24 protein-coding genes are annotated in these 25,231 nt (G+C 63.5%); 11 read left to right on the forward strand and 13 right to left on the reverse strand.

The window, feature by feature from the left end; all coding sequences use genetic code 11:
• Window positions 1–7: 7 nt before the first annotated feature.
• The 11 genes from JOD78_RS25440 to JOD78_RS25490 all read right to left on the reverse strand — a co-directional run bounded on the left by JOD78_RS25440 (window position 8) and on the right by JOD78_RS25490 (window position 12,209).
• Window positions 8–763, reverse strand: coding sequence for an ABC transporter ATP-binding protein (locus tag JOD78_RS25440; protein WP_121045751.1), 756 nt, complete (start codon window positions 761–763; stop codon window positions 8–10).
• The gene (locus tag JOD78_RS25445; protein ID WP_134134491.1) at window positions 760–2,553 is read right to left on the reverse strand and encodes a branched-chain amino acid ABC transporter ATP-binding protein/permease; all 1,794 of its coding nucleotides are present in this window, start codon (window positions 2,551–2,553) and stop codon (window positions 760–762) included. The genes JOD78_RS25440 and JOD78_RS25445 overlap by 4 nt, the downstream gene beginning before the upstream one ends.
• On the reverse strand, window positions 2,550–3,590 hold the full coding sequence (locus tag JOD78_RS25450) for a branched-chain amino acid ABC transporter permease (RefSeq protein ID WP_034334616.1): 1,041 nt from the start codon (window positions 3,588–3,590) through the stop codon (window positions 2,550–2,552). Before JOD78_RS25450 ends, JOD78_RS25445 begins: the two co-directional genes overlap by 4 nt.
• Before the next feature lie 88 nt (window positions 3,591–3,678).
• Window positions 3,679–4,824 carry an ABC transporter substrate-binding protein gene (locus tag JOD78_RS25455; RefSeq protein ID WP_121045754.1) on the reverse strand — a complete coding sequence of 382 codons (1,146 nt, stop codon included), beginning with the start codon at window positions 4,822–4,824 and terminating at the stop codon, window positions 3,679–3,681.
• A gap of 84 nt (window positions 4,825–4,908) precedes the next feature.
• Window positions 4,909–5,328, reverse strand: coding sequence for an acyl-CoA thioesterase (locus JOD78_RS25460; protein WP_039783928.1), 420 nt, complete (start codon window positions 5,326–5,328; stop codon window positions 4,909–4,911).
• A 16-nt stretch (window positions 5,329–5,344) separates the two neighbouring features.
• Window positions 5,345–6,109, reverse strand: a complete 765-nt coding sequence (locus JOD78_RS25465; RefSeq protein ID WP_121045755.1) for an SDR family NAD(P)-dependent oxidoreductase — start codon at window positions 6,107–6,109, stop codon at window positions 5,345–5,347.
• A gap of 27 nt (window positions 6,110–6,136) precedes the next feature.
• Window positions 6,137–7,390: a thiolase family protein gene (locus JOD78_RS25470; protein WP_134134492.1), complete on the reverse strand. Its 1,254-nt coding sequence runs from the start codon at window positions 7,388–7,390 to the stop codon at window positions 6,137–6,139.
• 13 nt (window positions 7,391–7,403) lie between these two features.
• On the reverse strand, window positions 7,404–9,266 hold the full coding sequence (locus tag JOD78_RS25475) for a feruloyl-CoA synthase (RefSeq protein ID WP_121045757.1): 1,863 nt from the start codon (window positions 9,264–9,266) through the stop codon (window positions 7,404–7,406).
• 154 nt (window positions 9,267–9,420) lie between these two features.
• Complete coding sequence (locus JOD78_RS25480; RefSeq protein WP_121045758.1) at window positions 9,421–10,200, reverse strand: crotonase/enoyl-CoA hydratase family protein; 780 nt, start codon at window positions 10,198–10,200, stop codon at window positions 9,421–9,423.
• A 304-nt stretch (window positions 10,201–10,504) separates the two neighbouring features.
• Entirely contained in the window at window positions 10,505–11,680 is a 1,176-nt protein-coding gene (locus JOD78_RS25485) for an ABC transporter substrate-binding protein (RefSeq protein ID WP_209569265.1), read from the reverse strand.
• Window positions 11,681–11,951: 271 nt separating this feature from the next.
• Window positions 11,952–12,209, reverse strand: coding sequence for a hypothetical protein (locus tag JOD78_RS25490; protein WP_209569263.1), 258 nt, complete (start codon window positions 12,207–12,209; stop codon window positions 11,952–11,954).
• Between the two features lie 32 nt (window positions 12,210–12,241).
• Between JOD78_RS25490 and JOD78_RS25495 the strand changes: the two genes are divergently transcribed.
• On the forward strand, window positions 12,242–13,357 hold the full coding sequence (locus tag JOD78_RS25495) for a porin (protein WP_121045760.1): 1,116 nt from the start codon (window positions 12,242–12,244) through the stop codon (window positions 13,355–13,357).
• A 144-nt stretch (window positions 13,358–13,501) separates the two neighbouring features.
• Here JOD78_RS25495 and JOD78_RS25500 read toward each other — a convergent pair whose 3' ends face one another.
• On the reverse strand, window positions 13,502–14,443 hold the full coding sequence (locus JOD78_RS25500; protein WP_121045761.1) for an IclR family transcriptional regulator C-terminal domain-containing protein: 942 nt from the start codon (window positions 14,441–14,443) through the stop codon (window positions 13,502–13,504).
• A 363-nt stretch (window positions 14,444–14,806) separates the two neighbouring features.
• Between JOD78_RS25500 and JOD78_RS25505 the strand changes: the two genes are divergently transcribed.
• From JOD78_RS25505 to JOD78_RS25535, 7 genes are all read left to right on the forward strand, one after another.
• Window positions 14,807–15,481, forward strand: coding sequence for a 3-oxoacid CoA-transferase subunit A (locus JOD78_RS25505; RefSeq protein ID WP_034336231.1), 675 nt, complete (start codon window positions 14,807–14,809; stop codon window positions 15,479–15,481).
• A complete protein-coding gene (locus JOD78_RS25510; protein WP_088756063.1) occupies window positions 15,478–16,119 on the forward strand; it encodes a CoA transferase subunit B in 642 nt (213 codons plus the stop codon). Before JOD78_RS25505 ends, JOD78_RS25510 begins: the two co-directional genes overlap by 4 nt.
• A gap of 36 nt (window positions 16,120–16,155) precedes the next feature.
• A complete protein-coding gene (pcaF, locus tag JOD78_RS25515) occupies window positions 16,156–17,358 on the forward strand; it encodes a 3-oxoadipyl-CoA thiolase (RefSeq protein WP_034336216.1) in 1,203 nt (400 codons plus the stop codon).
• Window positions 17,359–17,611: 253 nt separating this feature from the next.
• Window positions 17,612–18,478 carry a branched-chain amino acid ABC transporter permease gene (locus JOD78_RS25520; protein ID WP_134134496.1) on the forward strand — a complete coding sequence of 289 codons (867 nt, stop codon included), beginning with the start codon at window positions 17,612–17,614 and terminating at the stop codon, window positions 18,476–18,478.
• Complete coding sequence (locus JOD78_RS25525; RefSeq protein ID WP_134134497.1) at window positions 18,475–19,482, forward strand: branched-chain amino acid ABC transporter permease; 1,008 nt, start codon at window positions 18,475–18,477, stop codon at window positions 19,480–19,482. The genes JOD78_RS25520 and JOD78_RS25525 overlap by 4 nt, the downstream gene beginning before the upstream one ends.
• The gene (locus JOD78_RS25530) at window positions 19,479–20,246 is read left to right on the forward strand and encodes an ABC transporter ATP-binding protein (RefSeq protein ID WP_134134499.1); all 768 of its coding nucleotides are present in this window, start codon (window positions 19,479–19,481) and stop codon (window positions 20,244–20,246) included. Before JOD78_RS25525 ends, JOD78_RS25530 begins: the two co-directional genes overlap by 4 nt.
• Window positions 20,239–20,940 carry an ABC transporter ATP-binding protein gene (locus JOD78_RS25535; RefSeq protein WP_034336193.1) on the forward strand — a complete coding sequence of 234 codons (702 nt, stop codon included), beginning with the start codon at window positions 20,239–20,241 and terminating at the stop codon, window positions 20,938–20,940. The genes JOD78_RS25530 and JOD78_RS25535 overlap by 8 nt, the downstream gene beginning before the upstream one ends.
• Window positions 20,941–20,943: 3 nt before the next feature.
• Here the strand turns inward: JOD78_RS25535 and JOD78_RS25540 are convergent, their stop codons facing one another.
• Complete coding sequence (locus tag JOD78_RS25540; protein WP_134134500.1) at window positions 20,944–21,453, reverse strand: MarR family transcriptional regulator; 510 nt, start codon at window positions 21,451–21,453, stop codon at window positions 20,944–20,946.
• Window positions 21,454–21,779: 326 nt separating this feature from the next.
• On the opposite strand from JOD78_RS25540, the gene JOD78_RS25545 reads away from it, so the two are divergent.
• The 3 genes from JOD78_RS25545 (at window position 21,780) to JOD78_RS25555 (ending at window position 25,045) form a co-directional block, all read left to right on the forward strand.
• Window positions 21,780–22,829 (forward strand): aromatic ring-hydroxylating dioxygenase subunit alpha, encoded by a 1,050-nt coding sequence (locus JOD78_RS25545; protein WP_034336186.1) that lies wholly within the window; start codon window positions 21,780–21,782, stop codon window positions 22,827–22,829.
• Window positions 22,830–22,838: 9 nt separating this feature from the next.
• A complete protein-coding gene (locus tag JOD78_RS25550) occupies window positions 22,839–23,795 on the forward strand; it encodes a PDR/VanB family oxidoreductase (RefSeq protein ID WP_134134501.1) in 957 nt (318 codons plus the stop codon).
• 65 nt (window positions 23,796–23,860) lie between these two features.
• Window positions 23,861–25,045 carry an ABC transporter substrate-binding protein gene (locus tag JOD78_RS25555; protein ID WP_209569261.1) on the forward strand — a complete coding sequence of 395 codons (1,185 nt, stop codon included), beginning with the start codon at window positions 23,861–23,863 and terminating at the stop codon, window positions 25,043–25,045.
• The last annotated feature ends 186 nt before the right edge of the window (window positions 25,046–25,231 follow it).

A 25,231-nucleotide genomic window follows, 5' to 3' on the forward strand; every position in this document is an offset into this window, starting at 1 on the left:
TCAAGCCTCAGGAAGCCGCCACCACCTCGGCTTCCGCCTTCTTGCCAAATCCCAGGTAGGCCTGGATCACCTGCGGATCGCCCGCCAGTTTCGCGGACTCGCCCTGCATGGTCACCTTGCCCAGTTCCAGCACGTAGCCATAGTCGGCCGTCTGCAAGGCCGCGCGCGCATTCTGTTCCACCAGCAGCACCGAGATGCCGGCCGTGCGCAGTTCGGAAACGATATGCAGGATTTCCTTGACGATGCGCGGTGCCAGGCCGAGGCTGGGTTCATCCAGCATCAGCAGTTCCGGCTTGGCCATCATGGCGCGGCCGATGGCCAGCATCTGGCGCTCGCCGCCCGAGAGCGTACCGGCCTGCTGGGCGCGGCGTTCCTTCAAGCGCGGGAACAGCTCGAAGACGGTCGCCAGCTGATCCAGCGGCTGTGCCTGGCGCAAGCGCAGACGGCGAAATCCCCCCAGCAGCAGGTTGTCTTCCACGCTCATGGTGGAGAACAGTTCGCGCCGCTCCGGCACCAGGGCGATGCCGGCCATCACGCGTTGTTCCAGGCTCCAGCGTTCCACCGGCTTGCCTTGATAACGCACCGTGCCCTGCGCCGGCAGCACACCCATGATGGCGTTGAGCAGCGTGGACTTGCCCGCGCCATTGGGGCCGATCACGGTGGCGATGCTGCCGCGTTCCAGCTTCAGGTTGATGTCGTGCAGCGCCTGCACCTTGCCATAGCTTGCGCGCAGTTGCGCGACGTCGAGGACCAGTTCACTCATTCGATTCCACCCAGGTAGGCTTCGATCACGGCGGGATGCCGCTGGATCTCTTGCGGTGTGCCTTCGGCAATCTTGGTGCCGAATTCCATCACCACGATGTGGTCGGTCAGTTCCATGACGAATTCCATGTCATGTTCCACCAGCAGGATGCTCATGCCATCGGCGCGCAACTCCTGCAGCACCTTGGAGAGCGCCTGCTTTTCCAGATGGCGCAGGCCTGCGGCCGGTTCATCGAGCAACAGCAGCAGCGGATCACAGCACAGGGCGCGGGCGATCTCCAGGATGCGTTGCTGGCCCAGCGCCAGGTTGCCCGCCTGCTCATGCATCAGGTGCTGCAGGCCGACGCGATGCAGGGCGCGCGCGGCTTCATCGAGCAGCGCCTGCTCTTCGGCGCGTTCCAGATGCAGCATGGCATTGACCGTATTGCTGAGGAAGCTTTGCCGGCTGCGCATGTGCGCACCCAGGGCCACGTTCTCCAGCACCGTCATGCCCGGCAGCAGGCGCACGTGCTGGAAGGTGCGGGCAATGCCCAGCCGTGCGATGGCACGCGCCGGCAGGCCGGCGATGTCGCGCCCGTTGAAGCTGACGCGTCCGCCGCTGGCATGCAGCAGGCCCGTGACCAGATTGAAGGTGGTGGATTTGCCCGCGCCATTGGGACCGATCAGGCCCACGATCTCACCTGCCTTGACCTTGAAGGACACGTCATTGACCGCCACCAGCCCGCCGAAGCGCTTGTTGATCTGGTCCACCTCCAGCAGCGGTGCACCACGCGCCGGACCGTTGCGCTTGTCCATCGGCGCGGCGGTCGCCACGCGCAGCGGTGCCGGGACGGCCGGGAAGGCACGCAGCCACAGCGCGCGTACCCAGGGCCACAGGCCGCCGCGTGCGTATTTCAGCAACAGGATCAGGATCAGGCCGAAGACGATGCTTTCATAACTGCCGCCATCGCCCAGCAGTGCCGGCAGCAGTACCTGCAACTGGTCCGACAGCAGTTTCAATACGCCCGCGCCCAGCAGCGCACCCCAGATATGGGCAATGCCGCCGACCACCACGATGAAGAGATATTCGATGCCCATCGCCAGGCTGAAGGGCGAGGGATTGACGGTGCGTTGCATGTGCGCAAAGAGCCATCCCGACACCGAGGCCAGCAGCGCGGCAAAGACGAAGATGAGGATCTTGTAGCGCCCCGTATCCACGCCCATGGCCTCGGCCATCGAACGTCCGCCCTTGAGGGCGCGGATGGCGCGTCCCGCGCGCGAATCCAGCAGGTTCAGCGAGACCCATGCGGCGGCCAGCACGATGGCCCAGATCAGGTAATACAGGTGGCGTTCCTTGGCCAGGTCCAACCCCGCCAGTTGCAGCGCGGGGATGCCGGAGATGCCGTCATACTTGCCGAGGAAGTCCACCTTGCCGAACAGGAAGTACAGGCTGATGCCCCAGGCGATAGTGGCCAGCGGCAGGTAGTGGCCGGACATGCGCAGCGTGATGCGGCCCAGCACATAGGCCGAGACCCCCGTGATGAAGAGGCCGATCGGCAGCGTCAGCCAAGGGGACACGGCATGCACGGTGGTCAGATACGAGGTGGTGTAGGCACCCATGCCGACGAAGGCCGCCTGCCCGAACGAGGTCATGCCGCCGATGCCGGTCAGCAGCACCAGGCCGATGGCCACCAGCGCATACAGGCCGATGTAGTTGGCCTGGATCACCCAGAACTGCGGCGTGGGCAGGATCGGGAACAGCGCCAGCACGACCAGCAGCGCATAGAGAGGGAGTCGTTTGTTCATCATCATTCCTCGTCCTCGTCATGCGCGGGCGTGACCAGCGAGCGCCACAGCAGAATCGGCAACAGCGCCAGGAACACGATCACCTCCTTGAAGTCACTGGCCCAGAAGGAGCTGAAGGACTCCAGCAGGCCCACCAGCAGCGCGCCCCCTGCGGCGGCGGGGAAGCTCGCCAGCGCACCGATGGTGGCGGCGACGAAACCCTTCAAACCGATCAGGAAACCCGAGTCATAAAAAATGGTGCTCATCGGGCCGATCAATACGCCCGACAGAGCACCGATAAACGCCGCGACGGCAAACGACAATTTGCCCGCCAGCGTCGTGGAGATTCCCATCAGCCGTGCGCCCAGGCGATTGACCGCCGTGGCGCGCAGCGCCTTGCCATACAGCGTGCGCCCGGAGAACAGCCACAGTGCCACCAGCAGCGCGGCAGCGGCCACCACCACCACCACGGTCTGGGCACTCAGGGTGAGCGCGGCCAGATTCCAGCGTTCATCCCAGAAGGCCGGGGTGCGGAAACCTTCGGCCCCGAAGAACACCAGCCCCAGTCCGGTCATGGCCAGGTGGATGCCGACCGAGACGATCAGCAGTTGCAGCACGCTGGCATCGGCCATCGATTCATAGACCACCTGGTACATCAGCGGTCCGAGTGCGGTAATGAGCAGCAGGGTCAGCAGCACCTGCACCGGCAGCGCGAATTGCTGGGGCGCGGCCCACCAGACGAGGGCGGCAATGGCCAGCGGCACGCCCAGCGTGCCCAGCAGGGTGCGCGGCAACAGCGCAGCCTGGCCTGCGCGCAAGAGCTGCGCGGCCTGCATGCCGGCCGCGCACACGGCCAGCACCAGCAGCAGCCACAGCGGACCGGGGCGCTGGCCTTGTTGCAGCATGGCCAGGGTGAGCGCGCCATAGGCGACGAATTCTCCCTGCGGGATGAAGAGGATGCGGGTGACCGTGAAGACCAGCACCAGGGCAATGGCGATCAAGCCATAGACGATGCCGTTGGTCAGGCCATCCAGGGTCAGGATGGCGGCAATGGAGGAGTCCATGTTTCGGGTGTGGTGCAGAAAACGTCAGGCTGGAAAACGGCGGCGCAAGCTGGAGACCTCGCGCCGCCGCGCGGACAGGACAGGCGGATTACGGATTGACCGCCTTCCAGTTGCCGTTCTGGATGGTCAGCATGATGCGCGCATCGTCACCCAGTCCGAAGTGATCCTTGGCCGAGTAGTTCAGCGTGCCCTGCGAGATCTGGATCGGGCCGGAGGTTTCCAGCGCCTCCTTCAAGGCGGCGCGGAAGGCGGGGGTGCCGGGTTTGGCTTTCTTCAGCGCTTCCGGGACCACCTTCTGCAGCACCAGCTGCGCGTCATAGGTATGGGCCGCGAAGAGGTTGCGGGTACCTGCGCCAAACTGCTTCTCGTAGCGCGTGACGAAATCCATCGCCAGTTTCTTGGAAGGATTGCTGTCAGGCAGCGCCTCCGGCACCACGGCCGGGCCGGAGATGACGTAGGAACCTTCCACATCCTTGCCGCCCAGACGGATCAGGTCGCGCGAGGCGGCACTGTGGGTCTGGAAGATCTTGCCCTTGTAGCCGCGCTCGATGAGCGCCTTGTGCGGCATGGCCGCACCGCTGCCCGAGGCCACCACCAGCACCGCATCCGGATTGGAACTGACCACGCGCAGCGCTTGCGCCGTCACGCTGGTGTCGGCCCGCGAGAAGCGCTCCACCGTGCCCATCTTCATGCCGGCGGCGGTGGCCAGGCGCTGCACTTCCTTGAGCCAGTTTTCACCGTAGGAGTCGGAGTAGCCGAGGAAGCCGATGGTCTTCACGCCCATCTTCTTCATCTGCTCCACCACGCCACCGGCCATGACGGCCGTGGATTGCGGCAGGCGGAAGGTCCAGGCGTCTTTTCCTTCAGCGGTCTCGATAGGGGAGATGGCCAGCTGCACCGTCTGCGATTCCAGCGCCACGTCGGCTACGGCCAGCGTGGGCGGCACCGCGGCCGAACCGATGAGCAGGTCGACCTTGTCCTCGGCCACCAGGCGGCGCGCATTCTTGCTGGCCTGGGTGGGATCGGTGGCATCGTCGAGGATGATCAGCTTGACCTTCTCGCCGCCGATGGTCTCCGGCCACAGGGCAAAGCCGTTCTTGGCCGGAATGCCCAGGCCCGAGCCCGGACCGGTCAGCGACATCACCACGCCGATGGTCAGCTCGGCCTGTGCGGCCCCTGCACAGGCCAGCATCGCTGCCAGTACCCCTGCCTTGATTGCCAGTTTGGTTTTCATCTCCGTCTCCTTTGTAGTTATGGTTCGAATGCTCGATGTGGGCGGAGGCGGCTTGTTGCCGCCTCTCGCTTGCTGCCGTATTGCTTAACTGCACATCTCCCTGATGTCTTCCGGAATGGGGATGGCCTTGATGCGCGCCGGATCCTCCGGATGGCGAATGGCGAAGACGCGCACGTCGCGGCCTTCGCACAGCAGTTCGCCATCGCGCTTGATCTCGTGCTTCATGACGAAGGTCTTGTCATTCCATTCGACGATGGTGGAATGCACTTCGATGCGGTCGCCATAGGTGGCCGGGCGCACGAAGCGCGAACTGATGTCCACCACGGGCGTGCCGATGATGCCGCGCGTCTTTTCCGTATCACGCCAGGGTGGCACGCCGCATTCATGGAAGAAGTTGCGCGAGGCCGCGTCATACCAGCGGAAGAAGTTGGGGAAATACACGATGCCGGCCGGATCGCAATCGCCGAATTCCACGCGTACCGGATGAATGATGGTCTTGCTCATGCGTTCTCCTCGGTGCTCAGCGCGGTGCCAGGCGCAATGCGCCATCGAGCCGGATCACTTCGCCGTTCAGCGATAGATTGGTGGCGATATGCAAGGCCAGCTGTGCATATTCCTCGGCCTTGCCCAGGCGCTTGGGGAAGGGGATGGACGAGGCCAGCGATTGCTGCACTTCTTCCGGCAGCTTGTAGAGCAGGGGCGTGAGGAACAGCCCCGGTGCAATGGTCACCACGCGGATGCCGTGTTGCGCCAGATCACGTGCCAGCGGCAGGGTCATGGACGTGATGCCGCCCTTGGACGCCGCATAGCCGGCTTGCCCGACTTGCCCGTCAAAAGCCGCGACCGAGGCGGTCGCCACGATCACGCCGCGTTCACCCTCGGCCAGCGGCTCGGCCGCGGCCATACGCGCGGCAGTCAGACGAATGACATTGAAGGTACCGATCAGGTTGACGTTGACGATGCGGCTGAAATCTTCCAGCGGCATCGGGCTGCCATCCTTGCCCACCATGCGCTTGGCACCGCCGATGCCGGCGCAGTTGATGAGGATGCGCGGTGCGCCGTTGGCCTCTTGTGCTGCATCGAGAGCCGCTTCCACCGACGCGCTGTCGGTGATGTCGCAGCGCGCGGCGTGGCAGCGCAGTTCATCGGCCAGGGCCTGGGCGGCTTCCATGTTGACGTCCAGGATGGAAACGCGGGCCCCGGCCTGGACCAGCTGGCGCGCGGTCTCGGCACCGAGTCCGGAGGCGCCGCCCGTCACCAGGGCGGCTTGTCCTTGCAGTTGCATGAGATGTGTCCTTGTCGAATGAGCGGATCAGTGGGAGGCCGAAGGATTTTCCAGCAGCAGGGCGATGCCCTGGCCGCCGCCGATGCAGGCCGATGCCACGCAGTAGCGCGCACCCCGGCGATTCATCTCGCGCGCGGCCGTGATCGACAGGCGCACGCCGGTCGCGGCCAGCGGATGGCCCAGGGCGATGGCACCGCCGTTGACGTTGAGCTTGTCGCGGTCGATCCCCAGCTCACGTTCCACCGCCACGATCTGTGCACCTTGCGCCTCGTTGATCTCGAAGCAGCCGATGTCGGCCACCGTCAGGCCATTGCGTTCGAGCAGGGTGCGGATGGCCGGCACCGGGCCGATGCCCATGATCTCCGGCGGCACACCGGCCACAGCGGCGGCGACGACGCGCGCCAGCGGCTGCTTGTCATGGCGGCGTACGTAATCGCCCGAGGCGACGATGGTGGCGGCCGCTGCATCGACCAGCGCCGAGGAGTTGCCACCGGTCTGTACGCCATCCGGGTAGAGCGTGCGCAGCTTGGCCAGCACCTCTACCGGCGAAGGGCGCGGATGGGTGTCGGTGGCGGCTTCGCTGATCTTGCCCTGCAGCTTGATGTGACGATCGTTGTAGCCATCCAGGCGGAAGGTCTCGTTGACGACCGGAACGATCTCGCCCGCGTGGAAGCCGGCCGCCTGTGCCTTGAGCGCGCGCTCGAAGGAATACGCTGCGTATTCATCGACCTCGGTGCGGGTGATGCCATATTTTTTCGCCAGGTTCTCCGCGGTCTGCGGCATGGTGATGCCGGGGGCCGGATCGACCAGCGCTTCCCACATGTAGTCCTGGAATTCCACCGGTGCGCCCAGCTTGAAGCCGGTGCGATGGCCGAAGGCGGCAATCGGATTGCGCGTCATCGATTCGCTGCCCACGATCAGCGCGGTCTCGGTGTAGCCGCGCTCGATCTGGTCGCCGGCCTGGCGGATCAGTTCGAAGCCGGTGCCGCAGATGCGCTGGACCATGATGGCCGGCGTAGTGATCGGCACGCCTGCATACAGGCCGATGTGACGCGGCAGCATGTACTGGTAGGCATCGCCCGGCGCCATGTTGCCGGCCACCACCGAGCCGATGTCGGTCGCGGCGATGCCGGTACGGGCCAGTACTTCGCGCGCCACCTTGATGCCCATGTCGGTGGGCGAGAGCTGGCTGAAGCTGGTGCAGTAATCCACCATGGGCGTACGCACGCCGCCGACGAGCCAGATGTCCTTGAAGCCGGAATAGAACGCTGCTTGTGCCATGTCTGTTGCTTCCTCAGTGAGCGGGGGAGAGCGCGGCCTGTGCGGTCAGCACGGCCGGGTCGGTGCCGGCGTAGAGCGCCTCCACCAGGGCGGCGCGATGCGTCAGTACTGCGCGTTGATTGATGGAACCCTTGTCGGTGATTTCGCCACGGTCGAAGGACGGCGGATCGATCAGGACCAGCGCGCGCGCCACGCGGGTTGAACTGCCGGTGGCATGGGTTTGCAGGCGTTCCAGCAGACCCTGGAAGAAATCGCGTACCGGAGCCGCATTGAGCACGTCGGCCCGCGAGGCCTCCGCAGGCAGGCGCGCCAGCTGGCGGCAGCGCTCGATGTTGGGCACGATCAGCATGCCCACTTCATTGCGGTCCTGGCCGGTGATGACGGCATCCTGCAGATAGGGCGCACCTTCATGCGCAATCAGCGCGCGCAGCGGGCCGACGCTGACCCAGGTACCGGTGTAGAGCTTGAAGTCCTCGGCCACGCGGCCATCGAACATGAAGCCGCGATCCGGATGGGCCGGGTCCAGCCAGCGCACTGCATCGCCCGAGCGGAAGTAGCCCTCTTCATCGAAGGCCTCGGCCGTCTGTTCCGGCGCGCGCCAGTAACCCGGGGTAACGTTGGGGCCGCGATAGCGGATCTCGATCTTGTCGCCATTGGGGACCAGCTTGATTTCCATGCCCGGCGTGGGGATGCCGATCTGTCCGGCCTGCACTTCCAGGTCGGCCACGAAGAGCGCCGAAGGCGAGGTCTCGGTCATGCCCAGGCCGCAGCACATCACGATGCGTTCGCCACAGGTGGCTTCGGCGGTGGCGTGCAGCTTGTCCCACACCGGTTGCGCCAGGGCGGCACCGGCATAGAACTGCATGCGCAGGCGACTGTAGAATTTTTCGCGCAGGGCCTGGTCTTTCTCCAGCGCGTGGGCGATGCCTTCCCAGCCCACCGGCACGTTGAAATACACGGTCGGCGAAATCTCGTGCAGGTTGGCCAGGGTGGTGGCCAGTCCTTGCGGCGTGGGCTTGCCCTCGTCGATGTACATGGTGCCGCCGTTGTAGATCACGATGCCCACGTTGTGGTTGGCACCGAAAGTGTGGTTCCAGGGCAGCCAGTCGATCAGGATGGGCGGCTCTTCGGCCAGGAAGGGGAAGGTCTGCACGATCATCTGCAGGTTGCTGCACATCATGCGCTGGGTGTTGACGACCGCCTTGGGCATCTTGGTCGAGCCCGAGGTGAAGAGGAACTTGACGATGGTGTCCGGACCGGTGGCGGCGTAGGCACGCTCGACTTCATCGCCTGCGCGGGTGGCTTCCAGTTCCGCATACAGCGTGCATTCGCGTCCGGCAGGCGGCGCTTCGGTAACCACGAATTCGATGTCAGGTGCCACCGCATTGACGGCCGCGGCAAACTTCTCGCCATGGGCGGCAAAGATCAGACCGGGCGTGAGCAACTGCACCGCATGGCGCAGCTTGGCGTAATCCTTGGAGAGCAGCGAATAGGCCGACGATACCGGCGCATAAGGCACGCCTGCATAGTGGCAGCCCAGCACCAGCATGGCGTGTTCGAGGTCGTTCTCGGACAGGATCAGCAGCGGGCGCTCGGCCGAGAGTCCGCGCTGCAGCAGCGCCTGGCCGATGCGGCGTGCGCTTTGCAGGGCCTGGCCATAGCTGATGCGGCGCCATTGGCCATCCTTGTCGCGGCGGGCCATGTAGGTGCGGTCGGGATCGACGGTGGCCCAGTGGATCAGCTTGTCGGTCAGGCGCGCGGGATAGTCGCCCAGCGGCTGCCGGGTCTTGACGATGGAGATGCCCTCAGCACCCGGCACGACGTCAACGCCGCCGATGCCGAACCTGAAGCTGCGATAGCGAGGAGGAGTGTTCATACATGTCTCTGTTGTGTCACCCGCCCGGTCGTGGCCGGGCAGGTGTGTTGTTGTGGTCTTGCGCTGTATTACTGACTTGCTGGCCGCTGTGGTGGCTCTTGTCCGGCCATGCAGGGCCGATTCTTCTGCGATGCTTTGTTCGTTGCGGTCGTGCTCAGGTCGGCTTGACCTTGTTCTGCTTGTGATCGAGGAAAGCCGCCAGGCGGCCCTTGGTATCGGGATCGCTGCCGGCCACGGCGGCCATGAGCGATTCGGTCATCAGCCCATCCTGGATCGACTGGTCATGGATGCGCGGCAGCACGTGCATGATCCCGTAGTTGGTCATGGGCGCATTGCGGGCGATGCGTTCGGCCAGCTCACGGGCCTTGTCCAGACCGGTGCCGGCGGCCACGCTGTATTGCGAGATGCCGGCCTGGTGGCCTTCTTCGGCCGTCAGCACGCGGCCGGTCAGCATCATGTCCGCCATGCGGGCCACGCCGATCAGGCGCGAGATGCGCACCGATCCGCCACCACCGACGAAGAGGCCGCGCTGTCCTTCCGGCAAGCCGTAGAAGGCGCTCGGTTCGGCCACGCGGATGTGGGCCGCCGAGGCCAGCTCCAGTCCGCCGCCGATGACTGCGCCATGCAGTACCGCGATCACCGGTACGCGGCCGAAGGCGATCTGCTCGAAGGCCGCATGCCACATGCGTGAGTGATGCAGGGATTCGGTGGTGTCGCGCTCGCGCAGTTCGGAGAGGTCAAGGCCGGCGCAGAAGTGTTCGCCGATGCCGTGGATGATGGCCACCTTCACGCCCTCCGGCAGATCCTGGAAGCAGTCGCGGATGGCGCGCACCAGCGGATCGTTGAGGGCATTGCGTTTGGCGGCGCGGTTGAGCGCGATCTCGGCGATCGCGCCATGTACTTGGATGTCGAGGAGGTCGCTGGGCTGGTTCATGCTGTCTCTGGTCATGCCGTGGTCGGCGTTTGAATTAGTTATAAGTTATAACGTTTATTCAGTATAAGTAAAGTGGAGGTAAACGCAAGCCCCATGTGACTTTCATGTTGTGCGAACAAAGTAAAAGCGGGCGATTAACGAACGAAAAATGTGTCGAGGCATGCAGCAGGAATTGCTGCATCGCGTCGCAACGATGACGTGTCGGTGACCGATGGCGCGCCAACCTGCATGGCTGCCGGCGGCTCAAAGAAAAACGCCGGTGTGCACTGCATCACCGGCGTTTCCATGGAGTATCGACAGGCGATTATTTGCCGGTGTCCTTCATGTTTTCGAACTTGTCGAATTCGACGTTGTAGACCTCGCTGCCGACCTTCTCCACCTTGCGGACGTAGACCGTCTGCACGATATCGCGCGTGGCCGGGTCGATGGCGATGGGGCCGCGCGGGCTGGTGAACTTCATGGTTTTGAGGATGGCCATGGCACGGTCGCCATCGATCTTGCCGTTCAGCTTTTTGCTGACCTCGTAGATGGCGTTCATGCCGTCGTAGGCCGCGACGGCCATGAAGTTGGGACGGCCCGCCCCCGGATTGGCGGCAGCAAAGCTCTTGAGGAAGGCCTTGTTCTCCGGCGAATCATGCGCGGCCGAATAGTGGAAGGTGGTGATCACGCCCAGCGTCGAGTCGCCCATGGCGGGCAGCACGTGGTCGTCGGTCAGGTCGCCGGTGGCGATGACCTTGATGCCGGCCTCGGCCAGTCCGCGTTCGCGATAGCCCTTCATGAAGGCGATGCCCTGTTCGCCCGCCGGCACGAAGATGAAGACGGCCTCCGGTTTGGCATCCTTGATGCGCTGGATGTAGGGCGCGAACTCAGGATTGCGCAGCGGCACGCGGATCGATTCCAGGACCTGGCCGCCACCGCCCAGCAGGTTGGTCTTGAAGGCGGTCTCGGCATCGATGCCCGGCCCGTAATCGGCCACCAGCGTGACTACGCGCTTGATGCCGTTCTTCAGCGCCCAGGTCGCCATGGGGCCCGAGACCTGCGGCAGCGTCATCGAAAAGCGCGCGATGTAGCTGGCCTTGGTGGTGATGACTGAGCTGGCCGCGTTCATGACGATCATCGGCTTCTTCGCTTGTTCAGCGATGGGCGCTACCGCCAGCGCCTCGGGCGTAAGGCCGAAGCCGGCCAGGAAATCCACCTTGTCGCGCACCACCAGTTCCTGTGCCAGGCGCTTGGCGATCTCGGGCGAGGGACCGGTGGTGTCCTTGATGATGACCTGGATTTTCTTGCCGGCGACCGTGTCGCCATGCTGCGCCATGTAGGCCTTGATGCCGCCTTCCATCTGCTTGCCGTAATCGGCGAAGGGTCCGGAGAAGGCGGCGATCAGGCCGACCTTGATGGTTTCCTGAGCGTGCGCCAGCGATGTCAGCAAGCTGACGGAGGCCGTGATCACGGCCAATCCTGCGAGTTTTTTCAACCTCATTTTTCAGTCTCCTTTGTGATTGTAGTGAGCGATGCTGCGCGGGCGGTTCTGCTGCCGTCCTGATTGTCGCATCGCCGGTCCGACTGTTGCGGACGGACGACGTATCGTTTTCCCTTCCTTGGCTCGCCTTGTTGACAAAGCGTCGGTGCCGACAATAGTATCGCACCATCCGTTCGGTAAACAAACCGATGTGCGGTTACCGAACGGCTAATAAAAGTTATAAAAAATAAGAAACAAGCCAGAGACGAGACGCTTCATTCTGCGATGTCCGCTAGTCGGCATCGACCAACTCGCATTTACAAAGTGGCGTGGAAAACGCCGCAGCAACACCCATGCCGATGGCGTTGACCATGGGGCAGGGGGTGTTTTTGCCCGCGCTTCCGGAAGATGCCGCGTCGGCGACGGGAATTCGCAACAGGCAGTTGAGGTAATCGAAGGGACTGACATCAAGGGAAGTCACCCGGCCGGCGAGCAGCGAATCGCTGGCGTGCGCCTGGAGGAGGGCGTGCGCCGGCAGCGAGCCGGCCATTCACCATTCAATGAAATCAGGAGGAGATGGCAATGACAAGAACAACCACCCTGCGTGCAGTGGCCCTGGCCGCTGCCGCATGTGCAATGACCGCGGGTGCGGCGGGCTCGGCCATGGCGCAGAGTTCGGTGACCATTTACGGCATCATCGATACCGGCGTGGTCTACACCACCAACGCCAATGCCAACGGCAATTCGGTCTTCAAGATGCCGTCGCTGACGGGCAGCTTCCCGTCGCGCATCGGCTTCCGTGGTACGGAAGATCTGGGCGGCGGACTGCAGGCAATATTCGTGCTGGAAAGCGGCTTTGCTCCCGACACCGGCGCCATGGGACAGGGTAACCGCATCTTCGGGCGCCAGTCGTATGTGGGCCTGAAGAGCGATTGGGGCCAGGTCACCCTGGGCCGCCAGATCAACATGACCTACATCTCGCAGCTCAAGACGGACGTGATGGGTCCCAACATCTTCGCCATCGGCAGCATCGACCCCTATCTGCCCAATGCCCGCAGCGACAATTCCATCGGCTACCTCGGCAGCTTCAGCGGCTTCACGCTGGGCGCGACCTACAGCTTCGGACGCGACAGCTCGGCCACCGGCGGTCCGGCCGCCACCAACTGTGCCGGCGAAGTGGCCGGCAACAGCAAGGCCTGCCGCCAGGTTACGGGCTTGCTGGGCTACGATGGCAAGGGCTGGGGCGTGACTTCCTCCTATGACATCCTGTATGGCAACACCGGCGCCTCCGGTGGCCTCACCAGCAGCGACAACAGCGATCAGCGCATCACCTTGAACGGTTACTTCATGATCGGTGATGTCAAGATCGGCGGCGGCGTGGTCGATCGCCGTACCCGCGCAGCCAACAACACCAATACCGATTCCGATCTCTACTACCTGGGTGTGAGCTATCCGCTGACCACCGCACTGGTGCTGGATGCGCAGGTCTCGCGCCTGGACGTGAAGAACAGCCCGAACGATGTCACCCTCTCGGTGGCACGCCTGACCTACAACCTGTCCAAGCGTACGGCGCTCTACACTTCGCTGGGCTACATCAAGAACGGCGGTACGTCGGCCGTGGCCGTCGATGCCGGCGGGTCGGTGGGTGCGGGCAAGAACCAGCTGGGTGTGATGTCGGGCATCCGTCACACCTTCTGATTCTGATCGGTGATGGAAAAGCAGTCTTGAGGAGGATGGCGCACCCGGATATCCGAGGGGTGCGCCGACATCCGCAGCATGGCAAAGGCAGGGTCTGTTTTTGTCTTCGGTCCGCCTCCCCGGTGGGGAGTGCGGACCTGTTTTTTACGGCAGCAGCACGGACAATTCCTGTGCGCCACGCAGCAGCACCGGCAGGATCTCTTCTTCCATCTGTGCCACCGACACGCGCGCGGCCTGTGCACCCACGTTCAGTGCGGCCAGCACATTGCCGGAGGCGCCGCGTACCGGTACGGCGATGGAGCGCAGGCCGACTTCCAGTTCTTCATCGATGACCGCATAGCCCTGCGCACGCACACCGGCCAGGATGTCGCGCAGACGCTTTTGCGACACCACGGTCTTGTCGGTCAGGGCGCGCAGCTTGACCTTCTCGAAGTAGGCTTTGAGCTGATCATCCGGCAGGTGCGCCAGCATGGCGCGGCCCAGCGAAGTGCAGTAGGCGGGCAGGCGGCTGCCGGTATTGAGTGCCACCGACATCACGCGCGAAGTGGCCGAGCGAGCGACGTAGAGCACTTCATTGTCGTCCAGCACGGCCAGCGAGCAGGACTCGCCGAGCGTGCGGCTGATGTTGTTCAGGTAGGGCTGTGCAGAAACGGTCAGCGGGGTGGACGACAAATAGGAGTAGCCCAGCGTCAGGATCTTGGGGCGCAGCGAAAAATTGTTGACGTCCGAATCGGCATAGCCGAGTTGCTTCAGGGTATGCAGGCAGCGCCGCACGGCCGCGCGCGGGATGCCGGTCTTCTGGCTGATCTGGGCGATGGTCAGGCTGCGGCGCGAATCGCTGAAGGCACGGATCACCGCCAGGCCCCGGGCCAGCGAGGTCATGAAGCTGGGGTCGGTGAGGGCATCGATTTCTTCGGCGATGGTCAGCTCGCGTTCAGCCTCGGGCGCGCTGGCGGCTTGCTCCGGGTCCCGCGCCTTGCTGCGCCGGCTGGCGGCCGGGGCGGATTTGAGCGGCTTGGCGTCCTTGACGGCAGCGGTGCTCTTGGCGGCGGTCTTGCGGGTCTTGGCAGCAGGGGCGGTGGACATGGGCGCGAATGGACTCTCTGGTCGGATGGTTCAGGACGATGCATCAGCGGGGCAGCTCGGATTTCCCGCCATACCTCAGTGCGTCAGGATTTTAACGTTTTGTGCGGCAAGCGAACACATCCTGCGGGTTTTTCTTGACGGCCGTCAAGCCGGATCGCTAAACTCTTTTTGTGCGAAAATCAAACATTAGTTCGGTGATCGAACATTCTGGTGCAGAAAACGTCACGCTGCAAATACCTCCGGAATGCCCGTCCACACCGGCAGAGACGAGTCCCAACCGCCTGGCTGAACGGCAAGTATTGCAAGTGCAGCGAGGCAATCCGCAGGCGCAGCTGGAAGCGCCGCATCTACAGTGAGAGCAACGTGATCAATAAAATTTCTGACTCTTTGGAGCAGGCGGTGGCTGACATCCATGATGGCGCCACCATCATGATCGGTGGTTTCGGCAATGCCGGCATGCCCTCGGCCCTGATCGATGCGCTCATCGCCCAGGGCGCGCGCGACCTGACCATCGTCAACAACAATGCCGGCAACGGCGATACGGGTCTGGCGGCGCTGCTCAAGACCAAGCGCGTCAAGAAGATCATCTGTTCCTTCCCGCGCCAGACTGATTCCCATGTCTTCGATGCGCTCTATCGCGCCGGTGAAATCGAACTGGAACTGACTCCGCAAGGCAACCTGGCCGAGCGCATCCGCGCCGCCGGTGCCGGCATCGGCGGTTTCTTCAGCCCGACCGGCTACGGCACCATGCTGGCCGAAGGCAAGGAAACCCGCCTCATCGATGGCAAGCACTACGTGCTGGAGTCGCCCATCCATGCCGACTTCGCGCTCATCAAGGCGCTGCGCGGCGACCGCTGGGGCAACCTGGTGTATCGCAAGACGGCGCGCAACTTCGGTCCCATCATGGCGATGGCGGCCAAGGTCACCATTGCGCAAGTCACCGAGGTGGTGGAACTGGGCCAGCTCGATCCGGAAAACATCATCACGCCCGGCATCTTCGTGCAGCGGATCGTGCAAACCAAGGAGGCACAGCAATGAAGCGCTTTACCCGTGAAGAGATCGCCGCCCGCGTGGCGCAGGACATCCCCGAGGGCGCCTACGTGAACCTGGGCATCGGCCTGCCGACCAAGGTGGCCAACTACCTGCCGGCCGACAAGGAAATTTTCCTGCACAGCGAAAACGGCGTGCTGGGCATGGGCCCGGCCCCGGCCCCCGGCGAAGAAGACGAAGACCTCATCAATGCCGGCAAGCAGCCGGTCACGCTCCTGACTGGCGGTTCCTACTTCCATCACGCGGATTCGTTCTCGATGATGCGCGGGGGCCACCTGGACATCTGCGTGCTGGGTGCCTTCCAGGTCTCGGCCAAGGGTGACCTGGCCAACTGGCACACCGGCGCACCGGATGCCATCCCCGCCGTGGGCGGTGCGATGGACCTGGCCATCGGTGCCAAGCAAGTTTTCGTCATGATGGACCACCAGACCAAGACCGGCGAAAGCAAGCTGGTGGAGGCCTGCTCCTATCCGCTCACCGGCATCGGCTGCGTCAACCGCATCTACACCGACCTGGCCGTCATCGACGTGACCCCGCAAGGCCTGCAGGTGCGCGAGATTGTCGAGGGCCTGTCCTTTGCGCAATTGCAGGAACTGACCGGCGCACCGCTGCGCCCGGCGGCCTGATTCCGTGACCCGTATCGTTATCGCTGTGAGGAATGCATGAAAGACGTATTTATCTGTGACGCCATCCGCACCCCCATCGGCCGCTACGGCGGCGCGCTCAAGGACGTGCGCGCCGACGACCTGGGTGCAGTGCCGCTGCGCGCGCTCATGGAGCGCAACCCGCAGGTGGACTGGAAGGCGGTCGATGACGTGATCTATGGCTGCGCCAACCAGGCCGGCGAAGACAACCGCAATGTGGCACGCATGTCGCTGCTGCTGGCGGGCCTGCCGCAGGAAGTGCCGGGCAGCACCATCAACCGCCTGTGCGGCTCCGGCATGGATGCGCTGGGTACGGCTGCGCGCGCCATCAAGTCCGGTGAAACGCAGTTGATGATTGCCGGTGGCGTCGAATCGATGACCCGCGCGCCCTTCGTGATGGGCAAGGCCGACAGCGCGTTCTCGCGCCAGGCGGCGATCCAGGACACCACCATCGGCTGGCGTTTCGTCAATGCGCTGATGAAGCAGAAGTATGGCGTGGACGCCATGCCGGAGACGGCCGAGAATGTCGCCGTCGATTTCAAGGTCAGCCGCGAAGACCAGGATCAGTTCGCCGTGCGCAGCCAGGCCAAGGCCGCCGCCGCGCAAGCCAATGGCAACCTGGCACAGGAAATCGTGCCGGTGGTGATCCCGCAGAAGAAGGGCGACCCGATCACCGTGACCCAGGATGAACATCCGCGTGCGACCAGCATGGAAGCGCTGGCCCGCCTGAAGGGCGTGGTCAGGCCCGACGGCACGGTCACGGCCGGCAATGCGTCCGGCGTCAACGATGGCGCCTGCGCCTTGCTGCTGGCCAGTGCCGATGCCGTCGAGAAGTACCAGCTCAAGCCGCGCGCCCGCATCCTGGGCATGGCCACGGCCGGCGTCGCACCGCGCATCATGGGCATGGGCCCGGCCCCGGCCAGCAAGAAAGTGCTGGCGCAACTGGGCATGACGATTGATCAGATGGACGTGATCGAACTCAACGAAGCCTTCGCCTCGCAAGGGCTGGCCGTGTTGCGCGAACTGGGCGTGGCCGATGATGACGCACGCGTCAATCCGAACGGCGGTGCCATCGCCCTCGGCCATCCGCTGGGCATGAGCGGTGCGCGCCTGGTGACCACTGCCACCTACCAGCTGGAACGCACCGGTGGCCGTTATGCGCTGTGCACCATGTGCATCGGCGTGGGGCAGGGGATCGCGATGGTGATCGAGCGCGTGTGATGCGTTCGGGATGGCGCGGCCGGGCAGCCGTGTCGCGCCATCCATGAAGATCGCAAGGGTCTTCGTGAAAATTGATCAAGCATGAATTGAGGCAGGCGCAGCACAATAGAAAAATAATTTATATCGATTTCCAAGCGGCCACAAAAAAACAGAGCCGCAGGCCAGAAGAGGAGACCAACCGCATCATGCATTCGCATCATGACTGCGCGCCGCGTTCGGCTGCGCCCGCTCGTCCTTGCCGGGGAGGTGTGCCATGCTAGGCAACTTCCTTGGCGTGCTCTTCGATGGCATTGCCTACGGCAGCCTCCTGTTTCTCATCAGCGTGGGCCTGTCGGTGACGATGGGGATGATGAACTTCATCAACCTCGCCCACGGCGCCTTTGCCATGCTGGGCGGGTATGTCTGCGTGACGCTGCTCAATCGCATCGGCGTTCCTTTCCTGGCGACCTTGCCACTGGCCTTCATCGCGGCCGCCGCGGTCGGTCTGATCCTCGAACGTTCCCTCTATCGCCGTCTCTACAAGGCCAGCCACCTCGACCAGGTGCTGTTTTCCATCGGCCTGACCTTCATGGCTGTGGCCGGGGCCACCTGGCAATGGGGGCCGACCCAGCAGCCTGTGGTGCTGCCGGATTGGCTGCGCGGACAGGTCTCGTTGCTGGGGCTGGATGTGGGGGCGTATCGCGTCTTCCTGATCGGCGTGGTGGTGATCGTGACGGTGGCGCTGGGCCTCCTGATCGAGCGTACCCGCTTCGGTGCACAGATCCGCGCCTCGGTCGACAACCAGGTGGCGGCAGCGGGGCTGGGCATCAACGTCAGCCGTGTGTTCAGCCTGACCTTTGCACTGGGGTCAGGGCTGGCCGGTCTCGGTGGCGGCCTGGGCATTGACGTACTGGGGCTGGACCCGACCTTCCCGGTCAAGTACATGGTCTACTTCCTGCTGGTGGTGGCCTTGGGCGGGGCCGGCACCATCAAGGGGCCGCTGCTGGCCGCGCTGATCCTGGGCGTGTTCGACGTCGCCGGAAAATATTATGTGCCGGAGATCGGCGCCTTCGTCATCTATGGCCTGATGGTGGTGTTGCTGATCCTGTTCCCGGCCGGACTGATGCGGAGGCGCGGATGAGCAGCACCAGCACTTCAACCCGAGCGGCCGCCAAGCCGGTCCTGCGCCTGCCCAATGATCGCTGGACGCCGCTGGAAATCCTCTTCTGGCTGACGCCGGTGGCGGCGTATTTCCTCTTCCCCGATTACCTGGTGCTGATCAGCCAGATCATGATCGTGGGCCTGTTCGCCGTCTCGCTGGATCTGATCCTGGGTTATGCCGGCATCGTTTCGCTGGGGCATGCCGCCTTCTTCGGCCTGGGGGCCTACACGGCCGGGCTGCTGGCCGTGCATGGCTGGGGCGAGCCGATCACGGGGCTGTTGCTGGCGGCCATCGTGGCGGCTGTCGCCGGTTTCCTGGTGAGCTTCCTGGTGGTGCGCGGAGCGGACCTCACGCGCCTGATGGTCACGCTGGGCATCGGCCTGATGCTGTTCGAGGCGGCCAACAAGGCGGCCTTCATCACCGGTGGTGTGGATGGCTTGTCCGGCATGGTGATGGGCAAGATCTTCGGTGTCTTCGAGTTCGACCTCAACGGACGCGTGGCCTACGGCTACAGTTTCGCGGTGCTGTTGCTGCTGTTCGTGGTGCTGCGGCGGATGGTGAATTCTCCCTTCGGGCTGGGTCTGCGCGGCATCCGCGAAGGTGGCCGCCGCATGCCGGCCATCGGCGCCGATGTCAATCGCCGGCTTGTCGTCATCTTCACCGTGGCCGCTGCGGTGGCCGGTGTGGCCGGTGCCCTGCTGGCGCAGACCACGCAGTTCGTCGGGCTGGATGTGCTGGGTTTCCCACGTTCGGCAGAGTTGCTCATCATCCTGGTGCTGGGCGGCACCGGCCGCCTCTATGGCGGACTGGTCGGTGCACTGGTCTTCATGCTGGCGCAGGATTACCTGTCCGGACTCAATCCGGCCTACTGGCAATTCTGGATCGGCCTGCTGCTGATCGTCATCGTTCTCTTCGCGCGCGGTGGCCTGCTCGGCGGGCTGGCGGTGCTGCGTGACAAGTTCTTCAAGGGAGGCCGCGCATGAGCCCGCATCCAGCCGATACCACCTTGCGCACTGAAGGCCTGAGCAAACGCTGGGGCAGCTTCGTGGCCAACAGCGATATCTCGCTGACCTTCACACCCGGCGCCCGCCACGCCTTGATCGGTCCCAATGGCGCCGGCAAGACCACCTTCATCAATCTGCTCACGGGCGGCTTTGCGCCCAGCGGGGGCAAGGTATGGTTCGGTGGCGAGGATATCACCGCCTTGGCACAGCATGAACGCGTCAAGCGCGGCATGACCCGCACCTTCCAGATCAATACGCTCTTCGCCGGACTCACGGTGCTGGAGTCGGTGATCCTGGCGATCCAGGAGCGGCGCGGCCTGCAATACAAGTGGTACCAGACCGTGGCCAGCCAGACCGAGGTCGTGGACGAAGCCATGGCCTTGCTGACATCGCTCAAACTGGCGCAGGAAGCCAACAGCATCACGCGCAGCCTGGCCTATGGCAAGCAGCGGCTGGTGGAGATTGCACTGGCACTGGCCACGCAGCCCAAGGTACTGCTGCTGGACGAACCGGCCGCCGGCATTCCCTCGGCGGAAAGCCGCGAACTCTTCGAAGTGATTGCGCAGCTGCCGCGTGAAGTGACCATCGTCTTCATCGAACATGACATGGGGCTGGTGTTCCGCTTCGCCGAGCGCATCACGGTGCTGGTCGGGGGCAAGGTGCTGGTGGAAGGCACGCCGGCCGAGATTGCGGCTGACCAGCGCGTCAAGGAAGTCTATCTGGGGGAGGCCGAACATGCCTGATCTGCTGGCACTGGACAAGGTGAGCGCCGGTTATGGCGACTCCATCGTCCTGGAAGAGGTGTCCTTCTCGATGCAGGAAGGCGAGAGCCTGGCCCTGCTGGGGCGCAATGGCGTGGGCAAGACCAGCCTGTTGATCACGCTCATGGGACTGACGCGCCTGCATGGCGGCAGCATTCACTGGCGTGGCAGCAACATTGCGCGCGTGCCGACCCACAAGCGCGCGCACGCCGGGCTGGGCTGGGTGCCGCAGGAGCGTTTCATGTTTCCTTCGCTGTCGGTGGAGGAACACCTGACGGTGGTGGAGCGTGGCGGAAAATGGAACTTGCAGAAGATTTATTCGATTTTTCCCCGCCTGCATGAGCGCCGCCACAACATGGGCAACCAGCTCTCCGGGGGCGAGCAGCAGATGCTGGCCATTGCGCGCGCGCTGATGGTGAGCCCCAGCATCCTCTTGCTGGATGAACCGATGGAAGGGCTGGCCCCGATCATCGTGCAGGAGCTGCTGAAGGTGATCCGCCGCCTGGTCAGTGAAGAAGGGATGTCGGTGATCGTGGTGGAGCAGCACGCCCGCATGGCGCTGTCGTTGACGCAGCGGGCCATCGTGCTGGATCGCGGCCGCATCGTGCATGCCTCGGACAGCCAGAGCCTGCTGGACGATGGCGAGACACTCGATCGGCTGGTAGCGGTGGCCTAGCGTTCAGTCTTCCTGGCAATCCTGATCGCGCAAGCGCGCGAGCGGCGCACGGCTCTGCGGATTGTTCTCGTGCACCAGCTTGTCCAGCAGCAGCATGAACTGTTGCTGTTCGGCTTCATCGAGGGGCGCCAGGATGCGCTTGCGCAGGCGCTGCAGGCCGGGGATCAGTTCTTCCAGCAGCGCTTCGCCGGCCTGCGTGATGCGCAAGGCGCGCTGGCGGCGGTTGTGCGGAATGACTTCGCGCACCAGCAATCCCTTTTCTTCCAGCCGGGCGCAGACCGTGGCACCAGTGGAAGTGTCGATGGCGACCAGTCCCGACAAGCTCACCTGGTCGATGCCGGGATGGTTCGACAGCATGCGCAGGATGGCGTATTGCACCGGGGTAATGATGCCGCCGGTTTCGTCATGGAAGATCGACACCGAAATCTGCTGCGCCCGCCGCAACAGGTGGCCGGGGTGCTCGTAGAGATCGATGAGCTGGCTTTCGTCCTTGGGTGGCGTGGTCTCTGGCATGGCGGATGGAGTCGGATGCAATCTGGCAATGGATGAGCTGCAAGGTGAAGGCAGCGATGCGGCAGTGTACGGTCCGCGACGTTTTCCCTCAATCAATTGATGCAACGCGCAACGAAAAAAGTCCGCCAGCGCGTTTACTTGCGCTGCGGATTGGCGGATACTTTTCTAACATTCAGTGCACTGAATATTAAAACAGATAAATGCGAGACCCGACAGGATCTGGATCAAGCCGCCTGCGGAAAAGAACAAGCTGGAGCAGTCCATCAAGAAGGGCACTGGCCTTGGAAGGCCGGTGCCGGTTGAGGAATTCACCCAAGGAGACCGTCATGTTCCCCAAGAATGCCTGGTACGTCGCCTGCACGCCCGACGAAATCGAAAGCAAGCCCCTGGGCCGCCAGATCTGCGGCGAGAAGATCGTGTTCTATCGTGGCGCCGAAGGCAAGGTCGCCGCCGTTGAGGATTTCTGTCCGCATCGCGGCGCGCCGCTGTCGCTGGGCTTCGTGCGGGAAGGGCAGCTGGTATGCGGCTATCACGGCCTGGAGATGGGTTGTGATGGACAGACGCGCAGCATGCCGGGCCAGCGCGTGCGCGGCTTCCCCTGCATTCGCAGCTTCCCTGTAGTGGAGCGTTACGGTTTCATCTGGGTGTGGCCCGGTGACAAGGAGCAGGCCGATCCGGCGCAGATCCATCATCTGGAATGGGCTGAGAATCCCGAGTGGGCCTATGGCGGTGGCTTGTATCACATCAACTGCGACTACCGCCTGATGATCGACAACCTCATGGACCTCACGCACGAGACTTATGTGCACGCCTCCAGCATCGGCCAGAAGGAGATTGACGAAGCGCCGGTCAATACGCGGGTGGAGGGTGAACAGGTCATCACCAGCCGCTTCATGGAGAACATCATGCCGCCGCCGTTCTGGCGCATGGCCTTGCGAGGCAATGGATTGGCCGATGAGGTGCCGGTGGATCGCTGGCAGATCTGCCGCTTCTCGCCACCGAGCCACGTGATGATTGAAGTGGGCGTGGCGCATGCGGGCAAGGGCGGTTACGAGGCTGGGCCGGAGCACAAGGCTTCTTCCATCGTGGTGGATTTCATCACGCCCGAGACTGAAACGTCGCACTGGTATTTCTGGGGTATGGCGCGGCACTTCCGTCCTGAGGACAAGGAGCTGACCAATACCATCCGCGAAGGGCAGGGCAAGATCTTCGGCGAGGACCGCGAGATGCTGGAGCTGCAGCAGGCCAATCTGCTGAAGTATCCCGAGCGCCGCCTGCTGGCGCTCAACATCGATGCTGGTGGGGTGCAGTCGCGCAAGGTGCTGGACAAGTGGCTGGCGCGCGAAGCCGAATCCGGCAAGGCTGCCGCGGCCTGAGGAGTGACGATGACGACATTGCAGGTCAAGGTCGCGGCGCGCCGCGAGGAAGCCGACGGCATCGTCGGACTGGAGCTGGTCTCGGTGGATGGTGCGCCCTTGCCGGGTTTTACCGCCGGTGCGCATATCGACGTGCATCTGCCGGGCGGCTTGCTGCGCCAGTATTCGCTGTGCAATGCGCCGCATGAGCAGCATCGCTACCAGATCGGTGTATTGCGCGATGCCAATTCCCGCGGTGGTTCGGTGGCGGTGCATGAGGCGCTGAAGGTTGGTGATCTGCTCACCATCGGCGTGCCACGCAACCAGTTTGCATTGGTGCCGGCGCAGCACAGTCTGCTGCTGGCGGGTGGCATCGGTGTGACGCCCATTCTGTGCATGGCCGAGGCGCTGGCGGCTTCCGGGGCGTCTTTCGAAATGCATTACTGCGCCCGTTCGCCTTCACGCCAGGCGTTTCGCGAGCGCATTGCCGGGTCAGGATTTGCGGACCGCGTGGTGCATCACTATGACGATGGTGATGCCGCGCAGAAGCTTGATCTGGAGGCCTTGCTGTCACAGTCTGATCCGGCTACCCATCTTTACGTCTGCGGTCCTGCCGGCTTCATCGCGCATGTGGTGGAGACTGCCCGGGCGCGCGGCTGGCCGGAGTCGCAGGTTCATTTCGAATACTTTGGTGCGGCGCCGGTAACAGCCGATGGCAATGGCGCGTTTGACGTGAAGCTGGCCAGCAGCGGGCAGGTCTACACCATTCCCGCCGACCGCACGGTGATCCAGGTTTTGTGCGAACACGGTGTGGATGTGCCGGTGTCCTGCGAGCAGGGCATCTGCGGGACCTGTCTCACGCGTGTGCTGGAGGGTGAGCCGGATCACCGTGATCAGTACCTGACCGATGAGGAAAGGGCGGCCAATGATCAGTTCACGCCTTGCTGTTCCCGGGCTCGCAGTTCGTTGCTGGTGCTGGATCTGTAATGTTCTGAAGCAGTATTGTCCTGCGTCGTAAATCATTTATACAAATTAAAACCTGAGGAGACATGATGAGCGAGATGATCGATACCCGGCGCCGCCACCTGGTGCTGGCCGGAACCGCGCTGGCTGCGATGGGCGCACCTCTGGTCGCGCGAGCAGCGGAGGTGTTGAAGGTCGGGCTGATCGTGCCGATGTCGGGGCCGTTTGCTTCGACCGGGCGGCAGATCGAGGCAGCGGTGAAGCTGTATCAGCAGAAGTTCGGCGACAGCGTGGCCGGGCGCAAGGTGGAGATCCTGTTGAAGGATGATGGCGGCGTTTCTCCGGATGTGACCAAGCGGCTGGCGCAGGAGCTGGTGGCGCGGGACAAGGCGCAGGTCCTGATGGGATTCGGGTTGACGCCCTTGGCGCTGGCGGCCGCGCCCATTGCGACGCAGGCCAAGGTGCCGATGATCGTGACGGCAGCGGCAACGTCGATCATTCCGCAGCGCTCGCCTTATATCGTGCGCACTGGCTTTACGCTGGCGCAGGTGACTTCACCGCTGGCCTCCTGGGCTGCAAAGAACGGGATCAAGAGTGTAGTGACTTTTGTTTCCGATTACGGGCCGGGGCTGGATGCTGAGAAAGTATTCGTGAAGACTTTTTCCGAGGCCGGTGGCAAGGTCATGGAAAGCGTGCGCGTGCCCTTGCGCAATCCGGACTATGCGCCCTTCCTGCAGCGGGTGAAAGACGCCAAGCCGCAGGCTTTGTTCGTTTTTGTACCTTCCGGGGAAGGCGCTGCCGTGTTGAAGCAGTTCACCGAGCGGGGATTGGCGGCTGCCGGAATTCGATTGATTTGTACCGGCGATGTGCTCGATGATGACCTGATGGCGGGGATTGGCGCAGCTGCCAAGGATGTGGTGAGCAGTCATCATTATTCGGCGGCGCATCCCTCTGCAGCCAACAAGGAATATGTCGATGCCATGGCCAAAGCCAACAAGGGAATGCGCGCCAACTTCCATTCCGTAGGAGCCTATGACGGGATGCACCTGCTCTACGAATCGCTCAAGAAAACCGGGGGCGATGCGGACGGTGAGAAGCTGCTGGCTGCCATGAAAGGGATGAGCTGGGAGAGCGTGCGGGGGCCGGTTTCCATCGATGCTTCTACTCGCGATATCGTGCAGACGGTTTATATGCGCAAGGCTGAGTTGCGCGGGTCTGAGTTCTATAACGTGGAGTTTGATCAGGTGGAGAAGGTGCGGGATCCTGGGGTTTGATTGTCTTTGGTTTTGGCGTAGTCTGCACGGATTTCTTTCCTGCGCTCTAGCTTAATTCTTTTCCCTCTCCGGTCGGAACGGAGCGCCGGGGGCGGCCCGGCAGCCGCTCACTTTTCTTGTCTCGCCAAGAAAAGTAAGCAAAAGAAGGCGACCCCAAAGAGCCAGCCCTCCTTCGGAGGGTCCCCG

Source organism: Herbaspirillum sp. 1130, from assembly GCF_017833835.1.
Classification (GTDB): domain Bacteria; phylum Pseudomonadota; class Gammaproteobacteria; order Burkholderiales; family Burkholderiaceae_D; genus Herbaspirillum; species Herbaspirillum huttiense.

Coding starts and splice junctions, on each gene's coding strand:
- JOD78_RS25440 (WP_121045751.1), bottom strand. CDS start 763: ATGAGTGAACTGGTCCTCGACGTCGCGCAACTGCGCGCAAGCTATGGC.
- JOD78_RS25445 (WP_134134491.1), bottom strand. CDS start 2,553: ATGATGATGAACAAACGACTCCCTCTCTATGCGCTGCTGGTCGTGCTG.
- JOD78_RS25450 (WP_034334616.1), bottom strand. CDS start 3,590: ATGGACTCCTCCATTGCCGCCATCCTGACCCTGGATGGCCTGACCAAC.
- JOD78_RS25455 (WP_121045754.1), bottom strand. CDS start 4,824: ATGAAAACCAAACTGGCAATCAAGGCAGGGGTACTGGCAGCGATGCTG.
- JOD78_RS25460 (WP_039783928.1), bottom strand. CDS start 5,328: ATGAGCAAGACCATCATTCATCCGGTACGCGTGGAATTCGGCGATTGC.
- JOD78_RS25465 (WP_121045755.1), bottom strand. CDS start 6,109: ATGCAACTGCAAGGACAAGCCGCCCTGGTGACGGGCGGCGCCTCCGGA.
- JOD78_RS25470 (WP_134134492.1), bottom strand. CDS start 7,390: ATGGCACAAGCAGCGTTCTATTCCGGCTTCAAGGACATCTGGCTCGTC.
- JOD78_RS25475 (WP_121045757.1), bottom strand. CDS start 9,266: ATGAACACTCCTCCTCGCTATCGCAGCTTCAGGTTCGGCATCGGCGGC.
- JOD78_RS25480 (WP_121045758.1), bottom strand. CDS start 10,200: ATGAACCAGCCCAGCGACCTCCTCGACATCCAAGTACATGGCGCGATC.
- JOD78_RS25485 (WP_209569265.1), bottom strand. CDS start 11,680: ATGAGGTTGAAAAAACTCGCAGGATTGGCCGTGATCACGGCCTCCGTC.
- JOD78_RS25490 (WP_209569263.1), bottom strand. CDS start 12,209: ATGGCCGGCTCGCTGCCGGCGCACGCCCTCCTCCAGGCGCACGCCAGC.
- JOD78_RS25495 (WP_121045760.1), top strand. CDS start 12,242: ATGACAAGAACAACCACCCTGCGTGCAGTGGCCCTGGCCGCTGCCGCA.
- JOD78_RS25500 (WP_121045761.1), bottom strand. CDS start 14,443: ATGTCCACCGCCCCTGCTGCCAAGACCCGCAAGACCGCCGCCAAGAGC.
- JOD78_RS25510 (WP_088756063.1), top strand. CDS start 15,478: ATGAAGCGCTTTACCCGTGAAGAGATCGCCGCCCGCGTGGCGCAGGAC.
- pcaF (WP_034336216.1), top strand. CDS start 16,156: ATGAAAGACGTATTTATCTGTGACGCCATCCGCACCCCCATCGGCCGC.
- JOD78_RS25520 (WP_134134496.1), top strand. CDS start 17,612: ATGCTAGGCAACTTCCTTGGCGTGCTCTTCGATGGCATTGCCTACGGC.
- JOD78_RS25525 (WP_134134497.1), top strand. CDS start 18,475: ATGAGCAGCACCAGCACTTCAACCCGAGCGGCCGCCAAGCCGGTCCTG.
- JOD78_RS25530 (WP_134134499.1), top strand. CDS start 19,479: ATGAGCCCGCATCCAGCCGATACCACCTTGCGCACTGAAGGCCTGAGC.
- JOD78_RS25535 (WP_034336193.1), top strand. CDS start 20,239: ATGCCTGATCTGCTGGCACTGGACAAGGTGAGCGCCGGTTATGGCGAC.
- JOD78_RS25540 (WP_134134500.1), bottom strand. CDS start 21,453: ATGCCAGAGACCACGCCACCCAAGGACGAAAGCCAGCTCATCGATCTC.
- JOD78_RS25545 (WP_034336186.1), top strand. CDS start 21,780: ATGTTCCCCAAGAATGCCTGGTACGTCGCCTGCACGCCCGACGAAATC.
- JOD78_RS25550 (WP_134134501.1), top strand. CDS start 22,839: ATGACGACATTGCAGGTCAAGGTCGCGGCGCGCCGCGAGGAAGCCGAC.
- JOD78_RS25555 (WP_209569261.1), top strand. CDS start 23,861: ATGAGCGAGATGATCGATACCCGGCGCCGCCACCTGGTGCTGGCCGGA.